Source organism: Bacillus kalamii, from assembly GCF_047238185.1.
Lineage (GTDB): Bacteria > Bacillota > Bacilli > Bacillales > DSM-1321 > Bacillus_AD.
The window spans coordinates 1-14,137 of record NZ_JBDFMI010000003.1 but is presented as its reverse complement, the minus strand read 5'-3'; the positions used below and the strand labels follow the sequence as shown (position 1 = coordinate 14,137).

Below are 14,137 nucleotides of genomic sequence, written 5' to 3'. Positions count from 1 at the left end.
GCTAGTAGATGGGATTGTTCGCTAAAAAAGAAAAACAGGCAAATAGGAGCCGGTCAAGGTCTCGAAAAGGGGCAGCAGCACTAGATAAGCAGAAGGTAAGTCAAATGGATTTGAAGGATGACCATTTAGAGGACTCGTTAAGCAGACATTTTGTGCTTTCTGAAGAAACAAAGAATGATGGATTAGATTTTGTAGCGCCATCCATGATGAAAGAAACCTTGCCGGATGATTTATCTTTTGATGGAACCAAAGTAAATGATTATTTTGTGGAAATTGGAGCTACCAATGAATATGCCAGGTTCTTCCGTACTTATTATGCGGAGGTAACAGGAGGATCTACGATTGCCGGGATGCTCGATCCATTATTAGTGGGTGCCTACGGCCAAGCTGATGCCGATGTGGCTATACACATTGATCCAGTCGATACAACAGATGAATTAGATGATATTGCTCGGCGGATAAGAGGGATTAAATCCGATTTATACCGTGAAATGCCGGACGAAAAAAGGGAGAAGTTACGGGATGAACTAGGGGATTTAGAAGCCCGTCAACGACGCTTGAGACAGAATATTGAAAAACCTTTTCGGGTCAGCTTACAAGTGGTGACAAGCGCCACAGATTTGAAGTTACTTAAAAAGTTCTCGAATAATATGATTCGCCGTTTTGCGGGACAGGATATTATTTTGCGTTCACCGGACGGGAAGCAGCTTCAGGCCTTGAAGAATATCACTCCCTTATCCGAAGAGCCATTCTATAAAGAGCATACGTTTTCTTTCGAAACATCGAATCTAGCCGACTTCTTTCCTTTTGGAAACGGAAAAATCTCTCATAATACAGGGATCATATGGGGAAGAGATCATTTGGGCAGACCTATCTTTTACGATGCCTGGGACCGAAGCTTAATGAACAGGAACGCTGTGATTACAGGCGGTTCAGGAGCAGGGAAAACGTTCTCTACATTACGATTAGTTCACCATGATACATTGCGTGGAATTCGCCATGTGATTATCTGTCCTAAAGGGGACTATAAACGGTATGTAGAGGGAATGGGCTGTCCTTACATTGATTTAGGGGTTTCTTCTCCTTATAAAATCAACTTTTTTGATGTAGACGTAGAGGAAATAACGGTGAATGGCACATCTGAAAAAAGAGTGAATCTTGAAGAAACGGTTATCGCAGCTCGTGCTATTGTTTTCCGGATGATTAAGATTTTGGATGAAACGGCTCTGACGGGCATTGTAAAGGTGCGGATTGGGAATAAAATTCGAGAACTATATCGAGAACGGGGCATTACTGAATTACCGGAAAGCATTTATATAGAAAGTCCTGAAACTCAATATGATGAGAACCATAAGCCTATTTTTTCGATGAAAAAACAGATGAAAAGCATGCCGCAAATTGGGGACTTATATGTAAAGTTGACGGAAGATCCAGAAACGAGCATAGTGGCTGAATTGCTGAAGAATTTTACGGTACATGGTGATGCACCAACTCAAGCCATTTTTGATACACAATCGACGGTTCGTATTCAGGATACACCTTTATTCGGATTCGGTTTATCAGAGCTAGACCAAGAAATTATGCGGCCACTTGGCTTGTTCGTTGCGACTAAATGGTTATCCACTAAGTTTTCCCATAAAGATCGACATGTAAGAAAACGGATGGTCGTGGATGAGGCTCAAATTCCAATGGCTGATAATGAGACGGCCGAATGGCTGGAAAATGAATTCCGGATTGTTCGTTTCTTTAATACATCCATGATTGCGATTACACAGGGATTCGAGGTCTTTACGCGCTCTGAATATGGATTGGGTATTTTGAAAAATGCGCCAACTAAGCTGTTTTTAAAGCAAGATAGCATTGATATTGGAGATGTCCAAAAGAAATTCAACCTAACCAATTTTGAAGCTGATTTCTTAACGACGGAAGCAGGAGAAGGATTAGGCATTCTTCGGATAAATGAGGAAAGAAGTTTAATTAAGGTAGCCGGCTCAGCCTATGAAGCCATTCTCTTTGAAACCAATCCTGATCGTATTGAGGAAAAGAGGGTCGCGTACTATGGCGCAGGCAAATAAACGGTCATTTATAAAAAAACTGATTCTGTCTTTTTTGACTGTGATGCTGTTACTTCAGCCCTTACAAGCCTTTGCTTATGCCCCCATCTTGAATGATAAAAATATGGAGGAAAAAAATAAGCCAGGAATTATCGAAAAGTATTTATCGAAGCTGATTATCAATGTCGGTGACTGGCTGTTGGATTTATCCAATGCCCAAGATGTTTCAGTGCTTACATTCCAACGAAAAGAAATCATCACAAAAAAGGACCAACAACTATCCAATACGAGTTCGGCCGATAGGGGAAACATGGTCTTTGGGATCTTCCCTTCTGGATTATTTGATGGGATTAGTGCCTTTAATAGTTTTTTCACCAGTCTATTACCTATTCCAATCGTTGTGATTTTGGCAGGAAGTGGGCTATTCCTCATTTTTGACATTATGAAATCGAACGAGGTCAGGTCCAAGGTGAAAGAGATTTTGTTCGGTGTCATATTAGCTGTTTTAATGATGCGGTTTGGCCATATTTTATGGGAATGGATTATTGATATCAACTATTACATGGTGGACGCTGTGTATGTTGTTCTGAAAGATGCTGGTGTAACCATTACACGATTTACAAGTACGATATGGGATAGTTCCCAATACGGTGATTTGTCAGGGTCTAAATCCATTGGTGTAGCCATTATGCTTATTTTAGCCATTGGAATGACCTTTACCTTGAACTATCAATATATGATGCGAATGCTTCAAATTGCCGTATTGATCATCATGTTTCCATTGGTGGTCCTATCGGCCATAATGCCATCCAGAAAGAGTGCGTTAAACCTTTGGTTTTCTACCTTTATTTCAAATGTATTTATGCAGGCCGGTCATGCCATTGCCTTGGGGTTATTCTTTTATACCTTAACAAATGCATCTAGCATTAGCTTTTGGTTAATTATTACGATGCTATTCGGTCTTCCAGCCATGGCAGACGTAGTTAATCGATTAGTAGGCGCTTTCACCGGTGAAGGAGGCGGTGGTGGCATGAAAACTTCCGCAAGCAATATGTCGGGCATGGCTGGTATGATGGCTATCTCGAAAATCGGTAGTACGATTGCCGGCGGTAAAAATAGACGTAAAGGGTCATCTGAGACTAGCGAAAGCAAAAATGCTACGGGAAATTTCGGGAAATCGTCTTCTTCTTCCACAGAGGGCTCTGGATTGTCATCTGATGGAGGCATGTCAGGTGGAGGTTCAGGTGTTGCACCTATTAATAGCGGTCTACAGACAGCTAATGACAGTGGTATGGGGTTGAAGGGCAAGGGATTGGGTATATTGTCCAAAGCCTCAAAAGGAGTGGCGAAATCCAGTCGTGCACTGGCGCAGTCGAATGGCGCGAGAAGTTTCGTGAGAGGAGCTGCCATTGCCGGTATGGCAGGAGCTGGAGCTATTGCTTCCTCTATGACAACAGGGAATGCGGCACCAGGAGCTTCACTTGGTTCACAAATAGGAAGAGGAGCTGGTGCAATAGGAAATTCCCTTCGTGAGAAGGTAGGAAAGATGGGGGAGTATGCCGGCGAATATGCGGGTGGAGTCTTTGACCAGGCACTAGGGAAAACAGATAATCCTCACAGCCCTACTTCTGAACGGCTTGGCTATGCCGACAATGCCCAACTCTACGATCCTAGTGAAATGGGAAGAATGGGTCAAGAATTAATTGGAGGCAAAACAGGAAAGGCTCTAGGGACAACTGTAGGAGCCGTAAACAGATTTGTAGGTTCGGCGATTGGTAGTCCTGAACAAAAAGTAGCTATTGCCAAAGTAGGAGAACGTAGAAGTATCGGGCAACAGCTAAGTGATTCGAGAGCTAACCAAGAATCTGCCCGTTATGAATTAGATTCGGCCAAACTAGCACATAATCACATCACTTCCCAGTACGGTGCTCATACGGAGGCTGGACAAGCTTGGGCGAAAAACGAAAAGAGATTACCTCATCCTGAAATTCAAAAGTCTCAACAAAATGTTCATGAGAAAGAAGCTACATTTAATAAGCATGCCTATGAAACGCGGCAATTAGAGACAAAGCAAGCGAACTTTTATCATATACAAAACCGGGCGTCCAATATGGATCAGCAGGCAAATGACATGCAGTCCTTACAATCTGAAGTAAGGAGTAGTGGGCGCCTATGAGCCATAAGCAGCCAAATGATTATCAACATAAAAATGGAGCCCAAGATACCGCAAAAGCCATGGGGAAATTGGCTGGGAAGGCCGGAGATAAGGCTAAAAAGATTGTGATGAAAAAAGGGAAGGCTGCCCTTAAGAAACTAGCTGCAGCCGGGTTGAAAAAACTGGCATCCGGTATTCTCCTTAAAACCGCCCCCATCTGGGGCGGTGCTTTAGTATTGTTGCTTTTTGTGATGGTGACGGTTTCCGTCTTCTTGCCGGATGTTGAGGCAAATAAAGTCAATGAATACCAGCAGGTAGCGACAGAACTAGGTATCTCTCCAAAAGACTTATTAGCCTTTAATACGGTTCTTTATGAGAACGAGGATATGGACCAACATGATCCACACGATTCTGCCTACTATTTCATCCGGTTGGTCTATGAAACATATGAACCTGCCAAAACGGTTTGCGAGCAAACAGATCCTTCTACAAAGAAGTGTATAAAGAAGAAAGAAATTCCTGAAAAAGTGACAGAGCATAAGGAGGTTCAAGGAAAGGAAGCAATACAAGCTTTTTTCAGAAAGTATAATCTTTCCATCTTGAAGATTACGGCTGCCTTGGATGGTCTTCGTGCCCAAAAGAATACGCGTGTCGAAGTCATAGCTTTGTCGGCAGAAGAAGCCATGGATCAAGCCGGCTTTACGGAAGAACAAAAGCAACATTTTAGAGATATTTTAGAGGCTGGCTTCTTAGATGAAGAGTTTCCTGATTTGGGGGCAGATTTTGGTGTTGGGCTTGGTGCTTCCTGTTCGCCTACGAAAGAAGTAAACATGGAATCTTGGAATCGCGCCTTTACATCTGCAGGAGCCTTTGCGGGCTACGGAGATACTGTACTAGCTGTTTCGAAAAAGAATGGCATTGATCCTGTATTGATGGCTGCCATCGCTTTTTCAGAAACCGGAGGCGGTACCAGTAATGCCGTGTATGAGAAGCATAATCCTGGTGGTTTGATGAGACCGGAGGGTGGTCAAATTGTCTTTGGGTCTTTAACGGAAGGATTAGAGTCAATGGGACGGACACTCCATAATCGGATTATCAAAGATGGGTTAAATACATTAGAGAAATTAAGAGCTGTATATGCGCCCAAAAATGCAGCGAATGACCCTAATCATTTAAATGATAACTGGATTCCTAATGTCACTAAATTTGTCAGAAGCCTTGGTGGATTGACGATGAACTGTGAGACTCCTGCTCTTAACTTGCCTGGACTGGAGAATGCGCCTAGTGATGCTGCTAAAATCGTCGCCTCGGCAGGCTATACATTTTTCGGTAAATCCACCTATGTGTTCGGTGGTGGGCGTAGTCAAAGTGATATAAACCGTGGCCGTCTGGATTGTTCGAGTTTTGTGCATTGGTCCTTCCTGCAGGCAGGTATAAATTTAGGTCCATTAACCTCTACTTCCACGGAAACGCTCAATAAATTAGGGACAAGGATCTCGCTCAGTCAGATACAAATCGGTGATCTCATCTTTTGGGACACGTATAAGAATGATGGTCATGTAGGAATTTATATTGGCAATGGTCAATTCATTGGGTGCCAAACGTCGACCGGTGTAGCGATCGTGAACATGAACAATCCGTATTGGATGTCGCATTTTTCTGGCCATGTAAGGAGGTTATTAAAATAAGCGCTCGTTTCATTAAAGTCGTTGTGACGCTTTTACTTCTATTGTTATGTATCGAAGTGGGGTATCAAATTCTTCATGCGAATAAAAGAGCTGAAGAAAAGAACCCTGTCACGAAACAAGGCGTTATCAAAGAAGACGCAAAGGTCTCCCTAGATGAGGAAGAAAAGATATTCAAAGAGTCTATCCCTCCCGTCAATAAAAAGGAACAGGCAGAACAAATGTTAACTTCGTTTTCTTCCTGTTTAATGGCCGGAGATACATTAGGGGATACAGGGTATCAATGTCTTTCCAATACTGTCAGTGACAAAGCCATAGAAGGATTAGGAAAAGTAGATTTAGATATTGAAAAAGGACATTATATTTCGGAATACCTAACGAAAGGAAAAAAGGTAACAGACATTCGGTTCTTTCCTTTAGAAGAGGATTCATTGACGTATCACATGGTGATTAGTTTGGATTATGATTCCGAAGTTCCTAAATATAAGGTTCAGTATAAAAAGAAAAAGATTATTGCTTTCACAAAAGATGAAGGAGGGGAAATAGATGAGTAACAAATGGTTGATTGTATGTGGTCTTTTAGGGATGTTGCTTCTTTTGAATGTAACAGGAGGAACAACGGCCTATGCAGATATGCCAACAGGAGGCGGTTATGATCTGAATAAAATTAAGACCACATCTGAACAGGTTTCTATCGACAGCATGGGGGCCATGGCTAAGGAGTATTCCATTCCCATTATTGTCATAGTGGTTGTTTTATCAGGGTTTATGGCGTTAGGAGGATTGGTCTTTAAACCATTGAAATTGGCAGCTGGATCATTGCTTGGCATCGGCATTCTGTTTTTTGTCCTGGTGAATTACGCTCCAGAAGTGGCAGGCATCATGATTAGCTTTGTGGATAACATTATGACACGACTGACTGGTGGTGCATAAGAATGGAACGTCCAAATAAGTTGCATATTGTGTTTCCGAAGGATTACCAAGAAGTACTCCTTCGGGAGCTTCCCAATCAAGGCTACTCGGTCGTAAATAGTGATTATACGTTTGATACCTTCTATCATTGGGCGACCTCAGAAGAGGAAAACGCTGCAAATGTTGCCATCATAGCTGAAGCGACACGAGATAATATCCCTATTGAAATTAAGTTGAAAGAGATGTTGGGGCGACTGACAGAAATTAGAATCAAGCGTTCTGAATTAAGGCTTATTTTATTCCTGCCCGTGGAAGCAAACTATGTCTCAAATTTTAAGGAGAGTCTCGTTCAATTAGGTATCTATGATTTTTACTTTGCGGATTCCTTTACGTTTGATAGCTTAATAAAGTGGATTGAACATCCTAAATCACTAAGTGACGTAAAAGAGTACATTCTAACAGAAACACCGGTTCTTACTGAAGAGTCTGCATCAAAGGAGGAAGAATCAAAAACAGAGAAAAAGAAACTCCTGAAAAAGCAAAACAAAGCACTGGAAAAGCAAACGGGCGGAGAAGAACAGCAAAGTGATGCTGAAATTCCAGCCAATTCTCGGATCGCCCGCAGTCAATCGAAACAACGGGTAAAAACGATTGTGGAAGAAAAAATCATCGAAAAGGTTATTACCATTCAGCCCAAAAAAATAGCTATCCATTCGCTATCAAAGGGTGCCGGAGCCACTTTTCATGCGATGAATTTAGCCGCCTTTTTTCAGGAGCAATATGTAGGTGTGGGTGTCTTCGAAAATCCTGTTTATTCGGTAGGGAAAACGTACCAAGCTGACGCGATCAATTTATTCCAGGAAAATAGTCATTTTAGTAGTGTCCCTCATCAAGTGGCCCGTAAGATACCGGTCATTAAAGAACAAATTCCCGTACACAAGGGGATATCCTTTTATTCACTCGATCCGGAAGCTGAACGACTGAACTCCTTCTCTAATGAGGAATTCATGAGGTATATGAATATCAGTACAGAAATCATTAAGATTATGGATTTTGGCTATTTACCCATGACAGAGTTAAATGATTATTGGCAGGAGGAGCTATTTAAACAATTTGATTTACATATTGTCTGTATTGATATGATGCCGTTGTCTATTATTCCGAATATGGATAAATTAGCGTTGTTTTTGAATGAGGGATTAGGTTCAAAAGCGCAATTTTTAATCAATAAACATGTGGATGTTATTCAGCCGGATGATTTAGAGGAAATAGGAATCAACGAAAGTTTGTATTGTCCTTATTTAAGTTATGAATCCATTTATAAGGCATCGTACGAAAACGAACTTCCTTTTCATTATAGTGATAGCCTTAAAAAGTCATTGACTGGCATTTATGAAGACATTGGTAAACGACTTGAGTTCAACTTGTATACGATACCGACCGATCAGAATGTCAAACGTACTCGGTTTTTTGGTCGATTATTCAAATGAGCCAAAGCATTCTCTTTTGTAGAGAGTGCTTTTTTTATGTTAGAAAATAGGGTCAAAAAATTTTCTGTCAGTTACAAATGAGTGAAATACACTTAGTCTGAAGGTACAAAACAACAAGGGAGCAATGATATGAAAAAAAAGAAATTGAACAGGCAGTTACTGTTTTCTGTTTTCTTTTTTGTCCTTTTCATTGGTGCAGTTTTGGCAAACGAGTTGGACTTATTTAAGTCATTCACTACAACCCAAGTAGTGATGGCGAAGGATGTCATTGAAAAAGATACTCCTATTAAAAGAGAACAAGTTTGGATTTTCCAAATGCCCAAAGAATTAGTGACCGATGAGATGTACAGAAGTGTGGATGATGTGATTGGTAAAACGGCTACACAAGTCATTCAAGCAAATCAATTTATTTCGATTAAAGCACTTGATCATTCAAAGCTACGCCCATCACCGGATTATGAGTTCTTTTCTATTCCGAATGATTGGGTAGTTGAGATTCCTGGTACTTTACGGAGATACGATGAAGTAAACATTTCGGCTCTATACTCAGGAAAACAATCGTCTAAAACAGAAGGTGACTCTAATACGGCAGTCATTAAAGATGATTATGTGCTTGAAGATGTAGTGGTTGCTTACGTAAAAGGCAGTAAAAATGATGAAGTGACTGGTACACAACCTGGGGATGATCGCTTGTTTGGTTCCCAAAATCCTTCCACCATCCAACTAAGCATGACTCTCTCTCAGTTTAAGGATTTAGAGAAATTATATTTGGAAGGCTATCGATTTGTACTTAGTTACTAATGAAACAAAGAGAAAGGATGTGGTCTAGTGAAAACAGCTATTGTGAATGCAAATGAGGGTTTGAAAAGGATAGTCTCACACACGCTTCAATTCGAAGAATGTATGGAAGTACGTTCATTAGAGGAGCTGCAGAAACATAAAAAAATGGAAGTGATTGTCCTGGAACAATGTGAACTCAATGCGATGGATATCATTCAACTACGTGAGACATTCCCCTCACAAAAAATACTTGTTGTGGCGGATGAAATCGACGCCTTTTTTGAAAAATCCTGTGTAGCACATGACATTCTACTTGTATCAAAAGAATGGGCTGAAAGGGATCAATTAAAGGTTATTCAGAAATCATGGTTCGGGCTGGAAGAACAAACAGAGTACCATAATGTGGTTGTTTTTAAAGGAACCCATAGACAAGTGGGGGTAACTCAACTGGCTCTTTCTACGGGATTAGCCATCAGCCGTTTAAACTATAAAACACTTGTCATTGGGCTGAATCCCTATAATCCTGGAGAGATTGTCACAAGTCCGGCGACGTATTCGTTCGATCAAGTATATGATCTTCTTCAGACCAATGTCATCAATGGAGGGGAAAGCCTTCTTCCTTATCTTGAAAAGGTAGAGAATTTATATTATCTGCCCGGCAATCGAGACTATTATAAAGCCGCCCAGTATGAAGGGGCAGCTGTTGAACGATTGATTCATTATGCGAAGGAGTATTTTGATATTGTGCTATTGGACGTCGGAGCTTTTTATGATAGTTATCTGCCATTAACGGCCCTGCAGATGTCGAACACTCACATATTAGTCAGTTCGCAAGAACAGCTTTCGATTGATGAATATAAGAGATGGAATGAACAAGTGCTAAATCGATTTGCGTTCTTCCCGAAGACAACGTATCAAATTATCAATAAGTTTGCGACAAAAGCCATACTGACAGCGAAGCATTTGGAAGAAAAACAAGGTGTTCCTTTGTTGATGCAGGTTCCTTATTTTCCAGAAGCCAATGATGCTGAAATTGAAGATGGCATCTTGTATTTATCTGAGTATGCACCCTTTGTGAAAGCCATTGACGGACTGGCCAAGACGATAGGAAATGAAATTTCAGGGATTCATTCAGCTGCGGGTACTACTAAAAACGCCCTTTTCGGGTTTCTGAAGGTGAAAGCAAAATGACGAATTCTTTGTCTGTTACAACCTATATTCCACCCTCACAACGAAAAGTGCTGGATGTGAAAACATTTCAGCGTGGGTCAGAAAATGAACAAATTCGCGTGATCGATCAAGACTTTTACGAGGTATGTGCTCAGTCTAAGAAACACATATATGCGATTTATGATAAGAAGATTGAACAAAAAGTCAATGGCGGCACCAAAGAAGACTATGTCAATATTTATCACAATGCTATGCGTGGGGAATCATCGGCCGTCCATTTAATTAAAAAGCATATTGAAGAATTTATAATCGAACAGGGATTGAGGGATACTCGCTTTCCTTCTTATTATCGAAGCTTGGTGGAGGGCATCTTTGAAGAAGAATTTGGATGGGGGCCCTTGGCTGCCTATAAATACGAAAAAGAGAGTGAGGGAGCACAAGTCCTGGGAACGGATATTAAATTTAAGCGTTCCTGGGGGTGGGAGCTTCAACCGTTCCGATTCCGATCAGTAGGGCAGGTGATGGAGTTAGCACACCGATTTTCCAATATGCATGCACATACGTCTTTAAATGAACATTCATCACCGGAAATAGAAACAAGAACGCATGACAATATTCGTGTATCCATCATGATTCCGAACCGAATCCATGAAGAGCCGGTTATTACGATGCGGAAGAAAGTCGTAAAGGATTTATCTTTTGAGGGATTAAGCGTATATGGCACAATTCCGAAGGAATCCATCCCTCTTTTTGAAAGTTTGGCCCGTTTTACGTTAAACAGTGTGATTGCCGGTCCTCCTGGATGTGGGAAATCGACCATGCTTCAATCATTTCTTCATTATTCTTTATACGAAGTGGTGAATGGCAAAAAGGTTCCAGAACGAATTAATACGGTTTATGCCGAAAGCTTTCCGGAGTGGGATGTAAGAAAGCTACACCGCCATTCAAATGTCTTGCATATTATTGGCCGTGGGGAGGAATTTGAGAACATTATTACTTCATCCATACTCCGACACGACATATCAAGAGTGGTCATTGGGGAAATTCGAGAACACGAGGTTGGTCTTTTTAGGCGGGCTTCCTTACAAGGGATTAAACAAGTGACAGGAACGCTTCATGACCTAGATCCGATTAATATTCCGGCTATTTTAGGGAATCTGTACATGCAGTACTATCCAAACCATGTGGATGCGCAGGCCATTTATAATACATTTGCTCGAAATCTACATTACTCCATTTCGATGGATGAATTCCTGGTGAAACGGGATGGGGAAGAATGCTTGGAGAAGAAAGTAACTGGTATTCATTTTTATGAGGTCGAAAATGGAGTATCCCGCATGTATTCCATCATGGAATATGACTATGCGACAGATAGTTGGACGTTTAACGACACGCTTTCTAATCGCTTGATTCGCTTGATTTCCAAATACAATGTTCAAGCGTATGAAACATTTCGGAACACCTTAAAGCGTTTATCGGGAGAGGGTGTGAAGCATGTCCTTGAACATTGAAGTGATTATGAAACTCTTACTTTATCTTGTCGGCCTGGGCGCTTTAGTTGGTATTTGGCTAAGCCTTGGGCTGAAGGTATCCAAAATTCGAGAGCGCCTTCGAATTAATAAAGAGCTGAAATTAGCCAATTACAATACAAAATGGCTGAAAAACAAATGGTTGAAGCAATACCACTTTCTTTTATCTTCAGCTATCAAAAAATATGAAGCGAACTACTTTTCAAAGATTTTCATTTTTCAATTTCTTATATTCTTCTGTTTGTTGATCGTTCTTTACCTTAATTTACACGAATTTCTTCTGTCCTTCGGGTTTGCGTTGATCTTGATTTATGTCATTCCAACGGCTTACTTGTACACCGTTCATAAGCAAAAACAGAGTTATCTGCAGGGCAGCCTAGTAGAAACATCGGTTATCTTGCTTCAAGAATATGAGAAGAATCAGCATCACATGTTATTCGCTTTAAAAGAAACGGTGGACCATACGACAGGAGCCAGTCGTGTAGCGTACGCCAAATTGTTTGCCCGAATGCATGATGATCATGATGCTAGAGTGTTAGCTTCGGAGAACTTTGCGTTTCAATTAGGACACTTCAGAGGGAAAAACTTAGCCACTATTATTCTTCGGGCTTGTAATGAAGGGATTATAGTCAGCAGTTTATTAGAAGATTTAGTGGCAGATATAACGGAATTTAATAAGCGAGTGAAAAATGCAGAGACAGAAGCGAGAGAGACGGCTTTCATTGGACTGGCTCCGTTGCCTTTATTAGTCGGGCTCTATTTCGTCAATGATAGATGGCTAATCCCTGGGGGAGAAGTCTTTCGGTATCAATTCCAAACAGCTGGGGGCATTAAATCGTTTTTGATATCTGTGATGTTTGGAGTCATTGGAATTGTGCTGGCCATAGTCGTGAAAAAACCTAAAAAGATGTAAGGAGGAAGTGGAAGAAATGAAGTGGATGATGGATCACTACGACTTGTTATATATCCTCCTCATTGGTGTTCTCCTAGTACTTAGTTGGAGCTTTTATAAGCAATCTCAATATGATGAGCGTCGAAAAAGCCGTTTTAGCCGGAGAGGCATACAGAGGACAGTTCAAGAGTATAAAGGGAAGTTTTATAACGAAAAGCATGAAGTATTCTTGCGGAAAAATGGGATGCCGAAATGGATAACAAGCGTTCGACTGAATTTCTTTCGCTTTGCCCTATTATTCTTTTTGTTGGTGATTGCATGTTTGCAGCTTGTAACGAGTGACAGGTATGTATCTTATTTTGATTTAGCCATATGGGCAACAATTCCTATTATCTTAACGCCTAAACATCCTTATCCATTAAGTTTTATCGTTCAGCAAGTGAATCGTAAGCGTAAAAACGATGTGTCGAATGAGACCTATCAGCTGTATAACGAAATCAAAGCGAGCTTCCAGGCTGAGGATGAAGGTGCAAGTAATAGTTACTATATAATTCAACGTGTTTTACCATACTACAACAAGATTCGGCCTACTTTGGAGAAGATGATGCCTTATCTTGAAAAGAAGCAACTGACAGAGGCGTGGGAGTTGTTTTCCAAGGATCTCGATACCCATGATGCACAGATGTTGAGCGTGGTCATGCGCGAAGTAGAGTCCCTTAAAAAGGAACAAGCCTTCCTTCTACTGGAACAGAAAAGACAGGAATTTTCAAATGCCCTCTACAACAGACATACTGAATATTTAAGTAGAAGAAAAACAATGATTTTTGGGCTTGTAGTCATTGGCGCTTTATCTGTCTTTTTCAATGAGTTAACGGTCTTTTTTATGTGGTATCAAGAGGTCATGTCGACTGTTAATGGCATGAACTAACACAAATTGTGAATGAATTGGAGGAAATGAAGGAATGGAAAAACTAATTATCTTACTAATGATCTTATTATTCGCTGTGGGGCTAACGACTAAAACCATCTACGATGACAAAGGTGTCCAAAGTGATGCGGTGAAGATGAAGGAAAATACCCAACATATCATCAGTAACGCAAATGATAAAATGGTTGATTTTGGCGGTACAAAATAATCTGTCGCTTTCGGGTCTTAACGGGCCCGAAAGGATGCCTATTTAAGGAGGTTCATGAATGGAAAAGTTGCTTGTGTTTTTGATGTTAATGCCGTTCACACTGATTTTGTTATTTCAGCCCGCACTAGATCGGGTGGAAGAAGCAAGGGAGAAGGTGGTTGAAGTAGCCATACAGCGTGGTGTAGAGAGGGCTGCGGTCGATGGTCATTTCACTGCGGAAAATATTGAAGATATGATGGGTCTGCTTAGCAAAGTGGGTTATTCAGAGGAAGATGTGGAGTTTAAAGGCACGATGGAACCGACGCTAAGAGGTGATTTTATTGAAGGATTGTAA

The 14,137-nt window shown here is 41.0% G+C and carries 13 protein-coding genes; all 13 read left to right on the top strand.

The window, feature by feature from the left end:
* Positions 1-8 precede the first annotated feature (8 nt).
* The 13 genes from ABC357_RS16890 (at position 9) to ABC357_RS16830 (ending at position 14,137) form a co-directional block, all read left to right on the top strand.
* Positions 9-2,075 (top strand): VirB4 family type IV secretion system protein, encoded by a 2,067-nt coding sequence (locus ABC357_RS16890; RefSeq protein WP_412888782.1) that lies wholly within the window; start codon positions 9-11, stop codon positions 2,073-2,075.
* A complete protein-coding gene (locus tag ABC357_RS16885; protein ID WP_412888781.1) occupies positions 2,059-4,230 on the top strand; it encodes a hypothetical protein in 2,172 nt (723 codons plus the stop codon). Before ABC357_RS16890 ends, ABC357_RS16885 begins: the two co-directional genes overlap by 17 nt.
* Positions 4,227-5,897 carry an NlpC/P60 family protein gene (locus ABC357_RS16880; RefSeq protein WP_412888780.1) on the top strand — a complete coding sequence of 557 codons (1,671 nt, stop codon included), beginning with the start codon at positions 4,227-4,229 and terminating at the stop codon, positions 5,895-5,897. Before ABC357_RS16885 ends, ABC357_RS16880 begins: the two co-directional genes overlap by 4 nt.
* 41 nt (positions 5,898-5,938) lie before the next feature.
* Entirely contained in the window at positions 5,939-6,448 is a 510-nt protein-coding gene (locus ABC357_RS16875; protein ID WP_412888779.1) for a hypothetical protein, read from the top strand.
* A complete protein-coding gene (locus ABC357_RS16870) occupies positions 6,441-6,827 on the top strand; it encodes a hypothetical protein (protein WP_412888778.1) in 387 nt (128 codons plus the stop codon). The genes ABC357_RS16875 and ABC357_RS16870 overlap by 8 nt, the downstream gene beginning before the upstream one ends.
* 2 nt (positions 6,828-6,829) lie before the next feature.
* Entirely contained in the window at positions 6,830-8,296 is a 1,467-nt protein-coding gene (locus tag ABC357_RS16865) for a hypothetical protein (RefSeq protein ID WP_412888777.1), read from the top strand.
* A 129-nt stretch (positions 8,297-8,425) separates the two neighbouring features.
* Positions 8,426-9,097 (top strand): CpaB family protein, encoded by a 672-nt coding sequence (locus tag ABC357_RS16860; RefSeq protein ID WP_412888776.1) that lies wholly within the window; start codon positions 8,426-8,428, stop codon positions 9,095-9,097.
* Positions 9,098-9,124: 27 nt separating this feature from the next.
* Complete coding sequence (locus ABC357_RS16855) at positions 9,125-10,267, top strand: CpaE/TadZ family protein (RefSeq protein WP_412888775.1); 1,143 nt, start codon at positions 9,125-9,127, stop codon at positions 10,265-10,267.
* Positions 10,264-11,757 carry an ATPase, T2SS/T4P/T4SS family gene (locus tag ABC357_RS16850; RefSeq protein ID WP_412888774.1) on the top strand — a complete coding sequence of 498 codons (1,494 nt, stop codon included), beginning with the start codon at positions 10,264-10,266 and terminating at the stop codon, positions 11,755-11,757. The genes ABC357_RS16855 and ABC357_RS16850 overlap by 4 nt, the downstream gene beginning before the upstream one ends.
* Positions 11,741-12,688, top strand: coding sequence for a hypothetical protein (locus ABC357_RS16845; protein ID WP_412888773.1), 948 nt, complete (start codon positions 11,741-11,743; stop codon positions 12,686-12,688). The genes ABC357_RS16850 and ABC357_RS16845 overlap by 17 nt, the downstream gene beginning before the upstream one ends.
* Positions 12,689-12,704: 16 nt before the next feature.
* Positions 12,705-13,595, top strand: coding sequence for a hypothetical protein (locus tag ABC357_RS16840; RefSeq protein WP_412888772.1), 891 nt, complete (start codon positions 12,705-12,707; stop codon positions 13,593-13,595).
* A gap of 34 nt (positions 13,596-13,629) precedes the next feature.
* Positions 13,630-13,803 carry a hypothetical protein gene (locus tag ABC357_RS16835; protein WP_412888771.1) on the top strand — a complete coding sequence of 58 codons (174 nt, stop codon included), beginning with the start codon at positions 13,630-13,632 and terminating at the stop codon, positions 13,801-13,803.
* A gap of 58 nt (positions 13,804-13,861) precedes the next feature.
* Entirely contained in the window at positions 13,862-14,137 is a 276-nt protein-coding gene (locus ABC357_RS16830) for a hypothetical protein (protein WP_412888770.1), read from the top strand.

Bases quoted from the DNA above. Each gene is read 5' to 3' on its own strand.
- ABC357_RS16850 (WP_412888774.1), top strand. From the start codon at position 10,264: ATGACGAATTCTTTGTCTGTTACAACCTATATTCCACCCTCACAACGA.
- ABC357_RS16865 (WP_412888777.1), top strand. From the start codon at position 6,830: ATGGAACGTCCAAATAAGTTGCATATTGTGTTTCCGAAGGATTACCAA.
- ABC357_RS16890 (WP_412888782.1), top strand. From the start codon at position 9: ATGGGATTGTTCGCTAAAAAAGAAAAACAGGCAAATAGGAGCCGGTCA.
- ABC357_RS16880 (WP_412888780.1), top strand. From the start codon at position 4,227: ATGAGCCATAAGCAGCCAAATGATTATCAACATAAAAATGGAGCCCAA.
- ABC357_RS16845 (WP_412888773.1), top strand. From the start codon at position 11,741: ATGTCCTTGAACATTGAAGTGATTATGAAACTCTTACTTTATCTTGTC.
- ABC357_RS16840 (WP_412888772.1), top strand. From the start codon at position 12,705: ATGAAGTGGATGATGGATCACTACGACTTGTTATATATCCTCCTCATT.
- ABC357_RS16870 (WP_412888778.1), top strand. From the start codon at position 6,441: ATGAGTAACAAATGGTTGATTGTATGTGGTCTTTTAGGGATGTTGCTT.
- ABC357_RS16860 (WP_412888776.1), top strand. From the start codon at position 8,426: ATGAAAAAAAAGAAATTGAACAGGCAGTTACTGTTTTCTGTTTTCTTT.
- ABC357_RS16835 (WP_412888771.1), top strand. From the start codon at position 13,630: ATGGAAAAACTAATTATCTTACTAATGATCTTATTATTCGCTGTGGGG.
- ABC357_RS16885 (WP_412888781.1), top strand. From the start codon at position 2,059: ATGGCGCAGGCAAATAAACGGTCATTTATAAAAAAACTGATTCTGTCT.
- ABC357_RS16830 (WP_412888770.1), top strand. From the start codon at position 13,862: ATGGAAAAGTTGCTTGTGTTTTTGATGTTAATGCCGTTCACACTGATT.